The organism is Burkholderia sp. Bp8986, from assembly GCF_003854225.1.
Taxonomy (GTDB): Bacteria; Pseudomonadota; Gammaproteobacteria; order Burkholderiales; family Burkholderiaceae; genus Burkholderia.
The window spans coordinates 67992-79583 of record NZ_QTQM01000010.1; the positions used below are offsets into that span (position 1 = coordinate 67992).

General features: G+C 70.0%; 13 protein-coding genes and 1 riboswitch. Of the genes, 6 read left to right on the top strand and 7 right to left on the bottom strand.

All coding sequences use genetic code 11. The features are described 5' to 3' along the window. Nucleotide 1: 1 nt before the first annotated feature. Nucleotides 2-463, bottom strand: coding sequence for an Lrp/AsnC family transcriptional regulator (locus DID99_RS12325; RefSeq protein WP_044844621.1), 462 nt, complete (start codon nt 461-463; stop codon nt 2-4). Between the two features lie 115 nt (nt 464-578). Between DID99_RS12325 and DID99_RS12330 the strand changes: the two genes are divergently transcribed. Further along, complete coding sequence (locus tag DID99_RS12330; RefSeq protein WP_124666801.1) at nt 579-1226, top strand: LysE/ArgO family amino acid transporter; 648 nt, start codon at nt 579-581, stop codon at nt 1224-1226. Between the two features lie 118 nt (nt 1227-1344). On the opposite strand, the gene DID99_RS12335 is transcribed toward DID99_RS12330, so the two are convergent. Together DID99_RS12335 and DID99_RS12340 are read right to left on the bottom strand one after the other, a co-directional pair. Continuing rightward, nucleotides 1345-3273, bottom strand: coding sequence for a TonB-dependent receptor domain-containing protein (locus DID99_RS12335; RefSeq protein ID WP_124666802.1), 1929 nt, complete (start codon nt 3271-3273; stop codon nt 1345-1347). A 327-nt stretch (nt 3274-3600) separates the two neighbouring features. Beyond that, nucleotides 3601-3794: riboswitch (cobalamin riboswitch) on the bottom strand. A gap of 110 nt (nt 3795-3904) precedes the next feature. Further along, a complete protein-coding gene (locus tag DID99_RS12340; protein WP_124666803.1) occupies nt 3905-4951 on the bottom strand; it encodes an AraC family transcriptional regulator in 1047 nt (348 codons plus the stop codon). A gap of 169 nt (nt 4952-5120) precedes the next feature. Here DID99_RS12340 and DID99_RS12345 point away from each other — a divergent pair, with 169 nt between their 5' ends. Genes DID99_RS12345 through DID99_RS12365 form a run of 5 tightly spaced genes read left to right on the top strand, consistent with a single transcriptional unit; the run spans nt 5121 to nt 8882 of the window. After that, nucleotides 5121-5465: a hypothetical protein gene (locus DID99_RS12345; RefSeq protein ID WP_124666804.1), complete on the top strand. Its 345-nt coding sequence runs from the start codon at nt 5121-5123 to the stop codon at nt 5463-5465. Further along, nucleotides 5455-6087, top strand: coding sequence for a Dabb family protein (locus tag DID99_RS12350; protein WP_124666805.1), 633 nt, complete (start codon nt 5455-5457; stop codon nt 6085-6087). Before DID99_RS12345 ends, DID99_RS12350 begins: the two co-directional genes overlap by 11 nt. A gap of 56 nt (nt 6088-6143) precedes the next feature. Next, a complete protein-coding gene (locus DID99_RS12355; RefSeq protein ID WP_124666806.1) occupies nt 6144-7136 on the top strand; it encodes an NADP-dependent oxidoreductase in 993 nt (330 codons plus the stop codon). A 44-nt stretch (nt 7137-7180) separates the two neighbouring features. Then, nucleotides 7181-8056, top strand: coding sequence for an SDR family NAD(P)-dependent oxidoreductase (locus DID99_RS12360; protein WP_124666807.1), 876 nt, complete (start codon nt 7181-7183; stop codon nt 8054-8056). Between the two features lies 1 nt (nt 8057). Continuing rightward, nucleotides 8058-8882, top strand: coding sequence for an SDR family NAD(P)-dependent oxidoreductase (locus DID99_RS12365; protein ID WP_124645883.1), 825 nt, complete (start codon nt 8058-8060; stop codon nt 8880-8882). Between the two features lie 55 nt (nt 8883-8937). Here DID99_RS12365 and DID99_RS12370 read toward each other — a convergent pair whose 3' ends face one another. From DID99_RS12370 to DID99_RS12385, 4 genes are all read right to left on the bottom strand, one after another. Beyond that, on the bottom strand, nt 8938-9195 hold the full coding sequence (locus DID99_RS12370) for a hypothetical protein (RefSeq protein ID WP_124523997.1): 258 nt from the start codon (nt 9193-9195) through the stop codon (nt 8938-8940). 131 nt (nt 9196-9326) lie between these two features. Continuing rightward, nucleotides 9327-10301: a threo-3-hydroxy-L-aspartate ammonia-lyase gene (locus DID99_RS12375; RefSeq protein WP_044844612.1), complete on the bottom strand. Its 975-nt coding sequence runs from the start codon at nt 10299-10301 to the stop codon at nt 9327-9329. Between the two features lie 57 nt (nt 10302-10358). Continuing rightward, on the bottom strand, nt 10359-10997 hold the full coding sequence (locus tag DID99_RS12380) for a transcriptional regulator (RefSeq protein ID WP_124523999.1): 639 nt from the start codon (nt 10995-10997) through the stop codon (nt 10359-10361). Beyond that, nucleotides 10994-11515, bottom strand: a complete 522-nt coding sequence (locus DID99_RS12385) for a YbaK/prolyl-tRNA synthetase associated domain-containing protein (RefSeq protein WP_124666808.1) — start codon at nt 11513-11515, stop codon at nt 10994-10996. Before DID99_RS12385 ends, DID99_RS12380 begins: the two co-directional genes overlap by 4 nt. Between the last annotated feature and the right edge of the window lie 77 nt (nt 11516-11592).

Consider the following 11592-nt stretch of genomic DNA (forward strand, 5'->3'; position numbering starts at 1 on the left):
GTCACCCCCGAACGCCTTTGACCGCCGCGGCCGGACGGGCGAGCCCGCGCGCCGGCAGCGGCGTCGACATCACGATCGACGTGCGCGTTTCGCCGTACAGATTGATGCGCTCGATCAGCTGTTCGAGATGCGCCATGCTGACGGCGACAAACCGCATCACGTAGGAATCCGCGCCGGTCACGTGATGGCACTCGACCACTTCGGGAATGGTCTCCAGCAGCTTCAGGAATTTCGCCTTCGCCGGCTGCGGCACCGTGATGCCGATCAGCGCGCTCACCGGGTAGCCGGCCGCGGCCGGATTGACCCGCGCCGTGTAGCCGTCGATCACGCCCGCCGATTCGAGGCGCTTCACGCGTTCCGTGACCGCCGGCACCGACAGGTGAACCTGGCGTGCCAGCTCCGTGTAGCTGATGCGGCCGTTGGCCTGCAGCAGCGCGAGTATTTTCCAGTCGAGTTCGTCCATCGCGGCGGAGTTTTTAAGGTGAAGCGGCTATTTTTCCTTAAAAACCGCCTTCAGCGGCGACCGGAGTTTCCCTACGATGACGATTCAACGCATTGCATGTCGCGAGGAGCCGGCCATGTTGTTCATCAAGTCCGTCGTGATGGGATTGTCGATCGCGGTGCCGGTCGGCCCGATAGGCATGCTGTGCATCCAGCGCAGCCTGAGCCGCGGCTTTCACGCGGGGTTCGCGACGGGCATCGGCGCCGCGTGCGCCGATGCGATCTACGGGCTGCTCGGCGCGCTGGGCGTCGCCGGCATCGTCACCGCGTTCCCGATGCTGACCGTCGCGCTGAAAATCGGCGGCGGCGCGTTCCTCGTGTGGCTGGCGTGGTCGATCGCGCGGCAGGCGCCGGCGGCGTCGACCGCATCGGCGGCGGTTCGAGACCTGCCGCGCACGACCGTGCTGCGCGATTTCCTGACGACTTTCGGCCTCACGCTGTCGAACCCGATGACGATCCTGTCGTTCGTCGGGATCTTCGCGGCGCTCGGCCCGCTGGCGGGCACGCATGAAGGCGCGATGGGGGCGGCCGTCGCGCTGATGGTCGCCGGCGTATTCCTGGGTTCCGCGACGTGGTGGCTGTGCCTGAGCAGCGCGACCGCCGCGTTGCGCACGAAGATGTCGCTGACGTTCATGCACCGGCTATCGCGCATGTCGGCCGTCGTGATCGCCGCGTTCGGCGCGATCCAGTTGATCGCGGGCGTGCGGGGCGTCGCAGGGGCGTGACGCGTAGCGCGGTGCGAGCGAACGCGATCTTGCGCTCGCGGCCGACGACATCCGGCACCCGTACACCCGTCGGCATCGCCACCCGCGCACCTGGGTGCCGATGCACCGACCACCCCGCTCAGAACGTATAGCTGACCTTGCCGAACGCCGTGCGGCCGAGCGTGTTGTAGCCGTACGCGGTCATGTACTGACGGTCGAACAGGTTCGACAGCGTGGCGGACACCGTCAGGTGCGCGTTGATCCTGTACGACGCGCGCAGGTTCACGCTCAGGTACGACGGCAGGTACGTCGTGTTGGCCGGATCGTCGAACGTCGTGCCGCCGTAGCTCAGCGACGCGCCCGTGCTCAGCGCGTGCAGATGGAATTCGTCCCACGTGTGGTCGACGTTCACGCTGACGGTCTGGCGCGGCCGGCGGTTGAGCCAGCTGTCGTTGGTCTCGTCCTGCGGATTCAGGATCCCGATCGCGACGCTGACCGGCGTATAGCGGCCGATCGTGCCCTTGTACGACAGGTCGATGCCGCGGATATGCGCACGGCCGATGTTGATCGGCGAGAACGTCGCGGGGTTGTACGCGATCAGGTTGCTGACGCGCGTGTCGTAGATCGCGGCGCTGAACGTGCCGTACGCGGTGTTCGCGTCGAGCGCGGCCTCGACCGAATCGCTGCGTTCCGGGCTCAGGTCCGGATTGCCGTAGCCCGGGTAGTACAGGTCGTTGAACGACGGCAGGCGGAACGCATTGCCGTACGACACGCGCGCCGTATAGACCGGCGTAATGGCCCACGACAGCGCGGCGTTGCCGGTGTTCACGGCCTTCCCGGCAATGATCTCGTGGCGGCCCGCGACGAACATCGTCACGCTGCCGAGCGTCGCCGACTGATGCAGCGAGAACGCGGAATCGTTGCGCGTCGGCACGCCGTCCGGCACGTCGACCGGCAGGAACGCCTGTTCGCGCGTGAAGTCGTACGCCACCTTCGTCTCGCCCGACAGCGGCAGGCCGAACAGATGGAAGCCGTGCGCCTGATGGGTCAGCGACGTCGACGAGCTGATGCGCTGCGAGTTGATCTGGTCGGTCGGGATGGCCGGGTCGCTCGCGTACAGGAACTGGCGATCGTTCGCATAACCGAACGACTGGTCGAATTGCGTGTCGGGGGTGACGTCGAGATGGAACGCGAGGCCCGTCGTCAGCTGATGATCGAGCTCGCGGTTCGCAAAGCCGGCGTTGTCATAGGACAGGTCGGAGCGGTGGTACAGCGCGAACGTCGAGATCGACCAGTTGTCGCGCGCATAGCCGAGGCGCGCATCGAGGTCCTGCGCGTGATACGGATTGCGGCCGTCTTCGTGGTAGGGCAACACGGGCCGCGTTGCGTCGATGCCCGCCGTGTTGTAGTCGTGCAGGCCGAGCGTGTAGGTGAGGCCACCCAGCGCGGCGAGCGGCCCCGTCGACGGCACGGTGCCCGACGTTCGCAACTGCGTGTCGAAGGTCTTGTTCGAGCCGCCGCCGAACGACACGGTGGTCTGGTTCGGCTGGCCGGCGGCGCGGCGCGTGAACAGCTGCACGACGCCGCCCATCGCGTTCGCGCCGAACGACGCGGCGGCCGGCCCCGAGATCACCTCGACGCGCTCGAACGCTTCGGTCGGCAGGTCGGCCCACGGCGCGATGCCGGTGGTCGGCGAGCCGATCCGGATGCCGTCGATGAACACCGCGACCTGGCTGGCCGACGAGCCGCGGATGCTGACCGACGCCGACGAACCCGGGCCGCCGTTCTGCGAGACGGTCACGCCCGGCAGCGTCGCGAGCGCCTGCGTGATGCTCGGGTCGCTCGGCGACAGCCGGTCGAGATCGGCGCGCGTGAGCACCTGCGTCGTCGCATAGCGCTGGTCGAACGACTCGGGCAGATGCCGCGTGTCGGTCACGCTGATCGTCGGCAGGTCGGCGCCTTCGGCGGGTTGGGGCGGCTGCGCGGGCGGCATGTCGCCGGCGGCGTGGGCGATCGGGGAGAGCAGCGCCGTGGCGGCGGACGTGGCGAGAAGGTGGCGAAGATTCATGAGGCAGCGAGGGTGATCGTGTTGCAGGTACGGCGAGCGTAAGCGGGTGGCGGCGAGTACCGCCTGGTTGTCGTTGGTCTATCGCGGGACCGGCCAGCGTGGGCGGCATTCACGCGTGTCGTCATGACGCGTGCCGCGCGACACGGCACGGCACACGCGTGCGGACACGCCGCGCGGACTGGCCGCGCAACGGCACGACGCTTCCGGCGTGGAAGCGGAGGCGGAAAGATCGGACATCCGAAGGGTCCTGAGGTCGGGCCGTCCATGCAACGGGGCGACCGCCAAAGGCGGTGCTGGCGCATCGGGACACCCCGCCCGGTGCGGCTGCTTGGACCTCGGGTCGATGGCAGGTCTCCTGGCTCGCGGGTCGCGATTCGCACCGGCCTTCCCGGTTTCCCAGTGGCATGGGGTGGTGCGGATTCGCCGCTCACAGTTGCGGGGGCAGCCGCAGATTCGAGGCACGGCCTCTCCTGCGTTCCCTTTTGATCCCGTTCCCGGGAACCATCAGCGCGCAAGCGTAATGGCGAGCGCGCCGGCGCGTCAATTATCGAAGTGCGCAGGGATGCGAAAAAACGTCAGTGTTCGTCGGATGCTTTCTAAATCATTTCAATTCGAGCCTTCGCACCGCGTTTCATGTCTGACGAAACGCACCGCCGGCGGCGCTGCAATCGCGCCGGAACCGGCTCGGCGCGATGCCCGTCCATCGCACGAACGCCCGCCGAAACGCTTCTTCGCCACCGAACCCGAGATGCGCGGCGATTCGCGCGACCGGCCAGTCCGACTCGCGCAGGCAGCGCCGCGCGACGTCGGCGAGGCACTGTTCGCGCAATGCGTGATAGCCGCTGCCTTCGGCCGCCAGCCGCCGCCGCAACGTCGCTTCGCTGACGCCGAGCCATGTCGCCAGCGCCGCGAGCGCGGGCAGCGCCTGTTCGCGCGCGAGCGCCGCATCGAGAAAGCCGCGCACCTGCTGCGCCCATGACACGACGGCCGGCGCGGCATCGATCAGCCCAAACGGAAAATCGACGAGAAACGCGGCCAGCTCGCCCGGCTGGCGGATCACGCGTGCATCGAGCCGCACCGCGTCGAACGCGAAGCCGTAGGTCTTGCGGCCGACGTCGACCGGCGCGTTGAACAGCCCGAGCAGCGGCATTGCGTCTTCGCGGCGCGGATGGCCGAGCCAGACTTCGTCCGGCCGCAGCGGCTGCCCGATCAGCCAGCCGAACAGTTGCAGATAGCAGAACAGCCCCGTCAGGTCGACGAGGCACGCGGCGGGGCTGCGCGTGCGGCGCAGCGAATCCATCCGGAACGTCGCGCGTCCGTCGCGCACCGCGAGCGACAGCGCGCCGGCGCGCGGCGTCAGCATCTCGCAGAACTCGGCGGCGCAGCGGATCGCGTCGGCGAGCGTCGCGCAACTGAGCAGGCACCGGCACATCAGGTCGACTTCCTGCTTGCGCATCGGCGGATGGCCGTCGCCGCGCGCGACCTGCGCCTCGAGCCGCTCGATCGCGTCGCGGTACAGCGCGACGAAGCCGCCGTGTGTCGTCGTCGACGCAGCAGCAACGGCAGGCGGCGCAGGCCGTTGCGCCGGCGGCACGCCGCTGCGCGCCAGTTCGTCGAGCAGACGGGCACCGAAGCCCGGCAGCACGCGGCCGCGTGCCGGCAATGCGCGCTGTTTCATATGTCTCCCGGTTTGAGCGTCCTGACAGGGGCCGGTGAGCGCGCCGGTAGGGGTTCGCCGACCGCCGCCACGCAAGAATGCTACTCACGCCGGCCGCTTCCGGCCTCGCCGGAACGGCGTAGGCGGCCGGCATCGCATCCCGCCACGAACCACCCGAGACGACCCGCGAATGATTCAGATCGTAGACGAAATCACCCTCGCGCCCGAGCGCATTCCCGACGTGCTGGCGCTGCTGCGCGACCGCTATTTGCCGGGCCACGCGGCACGCGGACTGACGGCGGCCGGCCGCTGGGTGTCGCCGCCCGTCGCGGTGCCGGGGCAGCCGAGCACGCTGTGGCTGACGTGGCAGGTCGCCGATGCGCCGTCGTACTACCGGATTCGCGCGTTGACCGACGGCGACGTGGTTGCGTTCTGGATGGCCGTCGACGCACTGTGCGACGCCCGCCGCCGCCATGTGATGACGGATGCCGATGCGCCGCTGTCCGCACTGACGGAGATCGACCATGCGGCATGACACGGCTCAGATATTCGTTTCGGCGACCGGCGATGCCGGCGCATTCGAGCACGCGTTGCGCGATGCCGCGCAGGCGTTGCCCGGCGCGACCCGCGTGGCGCTCGCGCGCAATCTCGACGGCTGCTGGGGCGCGGGCGACTACACGCTCGACGTGCTGCGCGACGAACGGGCGACCGGCCACGCGACGGATTTCGCCGCGCTGGCCGGCCTGCCGGGCGTCGTGCGGATCGACGGCGCGGCGTGTCATGCGATCGGCGGCGGCCTGCGCGAACCGGCGCTGCGCGACGGCGTATGGCGCACGCTGATGCTGCGCGTGCGGCCCACGGCCGGCGAAGCGCAGGTGGGCGATCTCGAGCGCGAACTGCTGCGCATGCCGGCATTCATGCCCGGGATCCGCAACTGGCGGCTGAGCCGGATCGTGACGCCGGGCATGTGGACCCACGTCTGGCAACAGGAATTCGCGCACGTCGGCGATCTGCTCGGCGAATACCTGCTGCATCCGTATCACTGGGGCTGGGTCGACCGCCGCTTCGACGCCGAAAGCCCCGACTGGACGGTCGAGGCGATCTCGCACGCGTTCTGTCCGCTCGCGTCGAGCCTGCTGGCCGACACGGCGGCGTGACGCGCGACGCGCACGCGACCCGCCGCAATGCAAACGACAACACCGGAGACACCACCATGCGAGCCTTGCTGATCGACCGCGTCGGCCATTCCGACGCGCTGCGACTGGCCGACGTTCCCGCCCCGAAGCCGGGCCCCGGCGATGTGCTGATCCGCGTCGCGTACGCGGGCGTCAATCCCGCCGACTGGAAATGCCGCGAAGGCTATCTCGGCGCGTTCATGCAAATGACGTTTCCATTCGTGATCGGGTTCGACGCGGCAGGTGTGGTGGCGGCGGTCGGCGACGGCGTCGAAGGTGTCGCGCCCGGGATGCGCGTATTCGCGCAGACCGACGTCGGCGCGGGGCGCTGGGGCGCGTATGCGGAATACGTCGCGGTGCGGCACGACTCGGTCGTGCGCCTGCCCGACGCGGTCGGCTTCGCGGAAGCGGCCGCCACGCCGACGCCCGCGCTGGCCGCATGGGCCGGCCTGTTCGACGACGGCGGGCTGCGGGCCGGGCAAACCGTGCTCGTGCACGGCGGCGCGGGCGCGGTCGGCACCTTCGCGATCCAGCTTGCCGCCCAGGCCGGCGCACGCGTCGTGGCGACGTGCTCGGCGCGCAACCGCCCGAGCGTCGAAGCGCTCGGCGCGGCGGCGAGCATCGACTATCGCGCGCAGGACATCGCGACGGCCGTGCGGGCGTGGGCGCCCGGCGGCGTCGATCTCGTGCTCGATGCGGTCGGCGGCGACACGCTGCCCGCCGCACTCGACCTGCTGGCGCCGGGCGGCACGCTCGTGACCATCATGACGCTCGCGCCCGGCGATGCGCAGCGGCTGGCCGCGACGGGCGCGGAGGCCGCGCGGCGCGGGCTGCGCACCGCGATGACCTACAGCCGGATGCCGAGCGGCGCCACGCTTTCATCGATCGCCGAGCGGCTCGGCATGCGCACGCTGCGCGTGCCGCGCTTCGACAGTTTTCCGCTCGAACAGGCGGCGCGCGCGCTCGACCTCGTTCAAACGGGCGACGCGAAAACCAAGTTCGTGCTGCACGTTGCGGATATCGCGGGCTGACGCATAACGCTCCCCGACACACCATCACCTACACCGGAGACATCATGACCGACCACCGAACCGCGACGCTCGCGGGCAAATGCGCGCTCGTGACCGGCGCGAGCCGCGGCATCGGCCGCGCGATCGCGCAGCGCCTCGCAGCCGAAGGCGCGACCGTCGTCGTGACGGCGCGCAGCCTCACGCACTCGGCGACGACCGCCGGCACGCTCGCCGAAACGGTCGCGCTGATCGAGCAGGCCGGCGGCCGCGCGATCGCACTCGCGGCCGACCTGTCGAAGCCGGCCGAGCGCGATGCGCTCGTCGCGCGCGCGGCCGAGGCGGCCGGCGGCCTCGACATCCTCGTGAACAACGCGGGCGTGGCCGACTACGCGTGCGTCGACGCGATGCCGATGACGATGTTCGACGCGACGATCGAACACTACCTGCGCATTCCGTTCGCACTGAGCCAGGCCGCGATTCCGCTGATGCGCGCGCGCGGCGCCGGCTGGATCGTGAACGTCGGCTCGGTCACCGCGCTCGCACCGCTGCGGCCGTTCGACGACTTCGCGCGCGCGGGCGGCGCGACCGTCTATGCGGCGGTCAAGGCCGCGCTGTCGCGTTTCACGCAGGGGCTCGCAGCCGAACTCGAAGCCGACGGCATCGCGGTGAACCTGGTCGCGCCGAGCACCGCGATCCGCACGCCGGGCGCGGCCCGCTATATCCCCGAAGGCTATCCGACCGAGGACGTCGCGTATCTGGCGGAAACCGCGCTCGCGCTGTGCAGCCTGCCGGCGCGCGAGCGCACGGGCCTCGTCACGCACAGCCTGCATTTTCCGATGTCGCAGGCGCTCGCGGTGCGCTCGCTCGACGGCCGCACGCCGTTGCCGCCGCCCGAGATTCCGGCGTACGCGCATCCCCATATCGACCCGGCAGGACTGTGACATGACGAACCCGATTCGCTTCGACGGCGGCACCGCCGTGATCACCGGCGCGGCCAGCGGCATCGGCAGCGGGCTCGCGCGCCACGCGGCCGCGCTCGGGATGCGCGTGGTGCTGGCCGACCTCGACCCGGCGAAGCTCGACGCGTTCGCCGCGACGCTCGACACCGACGTGCTGTGCGTGCCGACCGACGTGAGCCGCCCGGAAGCCGTCGACGCGCTGGCCGACGCCGCCTGGCGGCGCTTCGGCGGCGTCGACCTGCTGTTCAACAACGCGGGCGTGATGGCGACCGGCTTCAGCTGGGAAATCACGCCGGAGCGCTTCGAGCGCAGCGTCGCGATCAACGTGCACGGCGTGATGAACGGGATCCGCAGCTTCGTGCCGCGCATGCTCGAGCGCAACGTGCCGGCGCGCGTCGTCAATACCGCGTCGGTCGGCGGGTTCCTGCCGAGCCCGCTGATGTCGCCCTACTCGGCGACGAAATTCGCGGTGGTCGCGCTGACCGAATCGCTGTACGGCGAACTGAAGATGCTCGGCGCGCCGGTCGGCGTGTCGCTGCTCGCGCCGGGCCCGGTGCAGACGGGCATCTTCAACGACCCGTTCGGCGCCGCGCACGACCGGCCCGAAGTACAGGGCTTCGTCGATACGATGCGCGCGATGCTGAACGCGCATGGGCTCACGCCCGACGCGTTCGCGGCGCGCGCGTTCGACGGCATTCGCGACGGGCGCTACTGGCTGATTCCACAGCCGGAGACGCTCGACGGCGCGCTGCAGCGGCGCACCGCGGACATCCTCGCCGCGCGCGATCCGTCGCTGCCGTCGTTGTGATGGCGTGACGCGGGCCGGCCGACCGACGCGGCCGGCTCACGCAGCGTGACCCGCGTTACATATGCATGCCGCCGTGCGTGCGGCCGCTCGGGTCGCCGCCGCGATCGGGCGGCGTATTGTTCTGATCGATCTTCGCGAGCACGAAGCCGGCATGCGGCAGCGCGGCGGGCGAACGGTGGGCTGCCTGCGCGACCGAGGCGTGCGGTGCGTGCAGCAGCGTGGCGGGAAAACCGGATGACGTCACGCCCGGTTGAGCGAACGCCGAAAGGGATGCTGCCGCGAGGGCGGCGGCGACGATCGCGTGCGTGTTCATGGTGACTCCTTCTTCACGACTGACTGCGGGACAACGCATTCAGTCTAGGGCGCGAAACTTAACGCGGCGTGAAGGAGCGGCGGCGCGCGGATGACAGGATGTTCATGCGGTCATCCGCGCGCCGCGACGCATTACGCGGAGGCGGACACCAGCGCGCAGAAGTTCTCGAGATCGACGTTGCCGCCGCTGATCACGATGCCGACGCGCTTGCCTTGCAGTTCGTCCTTCATCCGGCGCGCGGCCGCGAACGACAGGCAGCCGGTCGGCTCGACGACAATCTTCATACGGGTCGCGAAGAAGCGCATGCAGTCGACCAGCTCCGCGTCGGTCGCGGTCAGGATGTCGTCGACGTCGCGCCGCAGGATCGGGAACGTCAGGTTGCCGAGGTGCTGCGTCTGCGCGCCGTCGGCGATCGTGCGCGGCGTGTCGATATGGACGATCGACCCGGACCGGAACGATTGCTGGCCGTCGTTGCCGGCTTCCGGCTCGACGCCGTACAGCTTCGCATGCGGCGACAGCGCGCGCGTCGCGAGCGCCGTGCCCGACAGCAGGCCGCCGCCGCCGAGCGGCGTGAAGACCGCGTCGAGCGGCCCGACTTCGTCGAACAGTTCCTTCGCCGCCGTGCCCTGGCCCGCGATCACGTCCGCGTGGTCGTAGGGCGGCACCAGCGTGAGCCCGTGTTTTTCCGCGAGTTCGCGGCCGATCTGCTCGCGGTCCTCGGTATAGCGGTCGTAGGTCACGACGTTGCCGCCGTAGCCGCGCGTCGCGGCCATCTTCGCGGCCGGCGCGTCCTGCGGCATCACGATCGTCGCGGGGATGCCGAGGATGCGCGCCGACAGCGCGATCGCCTGCGCATGGTTGCCGGACGAGAACGCGACGACGCCGTGGCGCCGCTGCGTCGCGTCGAAGCGCGACAACGCGTTGAACGCGCCGCGGAACTTGAACGCGCCCATGCGCTGCAGGTTCTCGCACTTGAAGAACACCTGCGCGCCGAGCGCTTCGTCGATCGTGCGCGACGTCATCACGGGCGTGCGGTGCGCGTGGCCATCGAGCCGCGCCGCGGCGGCCGCAACGTCGTCGTAGGTGGGGAGGGTCGGAGTGTTCATGAGTCGCTCGTCGGAAGAGTCAGTCAACAGGTAAGCGGGGCGCGCCGCGGGCACGCGTCATTTCGCATCGTTGTATACAGTGGCGCGCGACACGCCGAGGTGCTGCGCGACGATTTCCATCGCGCGGCGCACCTCGAGGAAGCCGTCCGCTTTCAGCGTTTGCATCAGCTCGCGGCGCTGGTCGGTCTTCAGCTCGCGCGGCGTGGTCGCGAGGCGCGTCGCGAACGCGTCGATGCGCTGCCGGATCGCGTCCGCGCCGGCCGGGTCGAGCGTTTCGGCGACCGGCGCGCCTTCGGTGCTGCAGAACTGGTTCAGCATCCCCTGGAAGCCGCGGAACAGCGTGACGTCCGCGTTCAGGCACAGCGCGGCCACATAGCGGCCGCCCGAGTCCTTGATGCCGATCGACGTGCTTTTCGCGGTGCGGCCGTCGGCGAAGCGGTTCGCGTAGTTCGCGAGCACCTGGGGGAAGTCGTCGTCCGCGATGCGGGCGAGCCCGAGTTCGGTCGCCGGATCGCCGATCGCGCGGCCCGACAGGTTGTTGTGGATCGCGAGGATCGCGTGCTCCGGCGTGCGCAGGTCGTGCACGACGACTTCGGTGAACGGCGCGAACATCGCGCCGAGCCCTTCGGCGATGCGCAGCACCTGCTCGATCAGCGACGCCTGTTCCGACTGCGGCCTGGGGCGGGGCGTGGTCATGCGCCGGCCTCGAGCACGGGCGCGCCGGTCGTTTCCGGCCGCGTGATGTCGGCCAGCAGCGGGCGGGCGATCCGCACGTAGTCGGACGCGTCGAGCACGACCGAGCGGTCGAGGCGGCCTGCGTTGAACGCGATTTCGTCGTTGAGTTCGATCAGGGCAGGGTCGACGACGAGCGTCACGTTCGCGTCGAACACGAACGGCGGCACGGCGCCCATCACGCAGCGCGTGACCGCGGCGGCGAGTTCGGGCGGCGCGAGCGTCGCCTTGCGGCGGCCGACCGCGTCGGCGACCTTGCGGAAGTCGATCTTCAGGTGGCCGGGGATCACCGCGAGCGCGGTGGCGTCGCCGCCGTCCTTGAACGTGCAGAGCATCGCTTTCGCGCCCTGTTCGGGACGCGTGCCGCGAAGCGCGGCGATCGCGTCGGATTTGCCTTCGGCCGGGTGATCGAGCACGCGGAACCGCGCGCCCGAGGTGTTCAGCAGTTCGCACAGCGCGTCGAAGACGGGGTAGTCGCTCATGGGGTTCCAGGCAGGAGGGCGCGCATCGCGGTACGCGGGAACGGCGCCTGTCGGTTCGCCGTCGATGGATTGTCCAA

Bases quoted from the DNA above. Each gene is read 5' to 3' on its own strand.
- DID99_RS12325 (WP_044844621.1), bottom strand. From the start codon at position 463: ATGGACGAACTCGACTGGAAAATACTCGCGCTGCTGCAGGCCAACGGC.
- DID99_RS12330 (WP_124666801.1), top strand. From the start codon at position 579: ATGTTGTTCATCAAGTCCGTCGTGATGGGATTGTCGATCGCGGTGCCG.
- DID99_RS12335 (WP_124666802.1), bottom strand. From the start codon at position 3,273: ATGAATCTTCGCCACCTTCTCGCCACGTCCGCCGCCACGGCGCTGCTC.
- DID99_RS12340 (WP_124666803.1), bottom strand. From the start codon at position 4,951: ATGAAACAGCGCGCATTGCCGGCACGCGGCCGCGTGCTGCCGGGCTTC.
- DID99_RS12345 (WP_124666804.1), top strand. From the start codon at position 5,121: ATGATTCAGATCGTAGACGAAATCACCCTCGCGCCCGAGCGCATTCCC.
- DID99_RS12350 (WP_124666805.1), top strand. From the start codon at position 5,455: ATGCGGCATGACACGGCTCAGATATTCGTTTCGGCGACCGGCGATGCC.
- DID99_RS12355 (WP_124666806.1), top strand. From the start codon at position 6,144: ATGCGAGCCTTGCTGATCGACCGCGTCGGCCATTCCGACGCGCTGCGA.
- DID99_RS12360 (WP_124666807.1), top strand. From the start codon at position 7,181: ATGACCGACCACCGAACCGCGACGCTCGCGGGCAAATGCGCGCTCGTG.
- DID99_RS12365 (WP_124645883.1), top strand. From the start codon at position 8,058: ATGACGAACCCGATTCGCTTCGACGGCGGCACCGCCGTGATCACCGGC.
- DID99_RS12370 (WP_124523997.1), bottom strand. From the start codon at position 9,195: ATGAACACGCACGCGATCGTCGCCGCCGCCCTCGCGGCAGCATCCCTT.
- DID99_RS12375 (WP_044844612.1), bottom strand. From the start codon at position 10,301: ATGAACACTCCGACCCTCCCCACCTACGACGACGTTGCGGCCGCCGCG.
- DID99_RS12380 (WP_124523999.1), bottom strand. From the start codon at position 10,997: ATGACCACGCCCCGCCCCAGGCCGCAGTCGGAACAGGCGTCGCTGATC.
- DID99_RS12385 (WP_124666808.1), bottom strand. From the start codon at position 11,515: ATGAGCGACTACCCCGTCTTCGACGCGCTGTGCGAACTGCTGAACACC.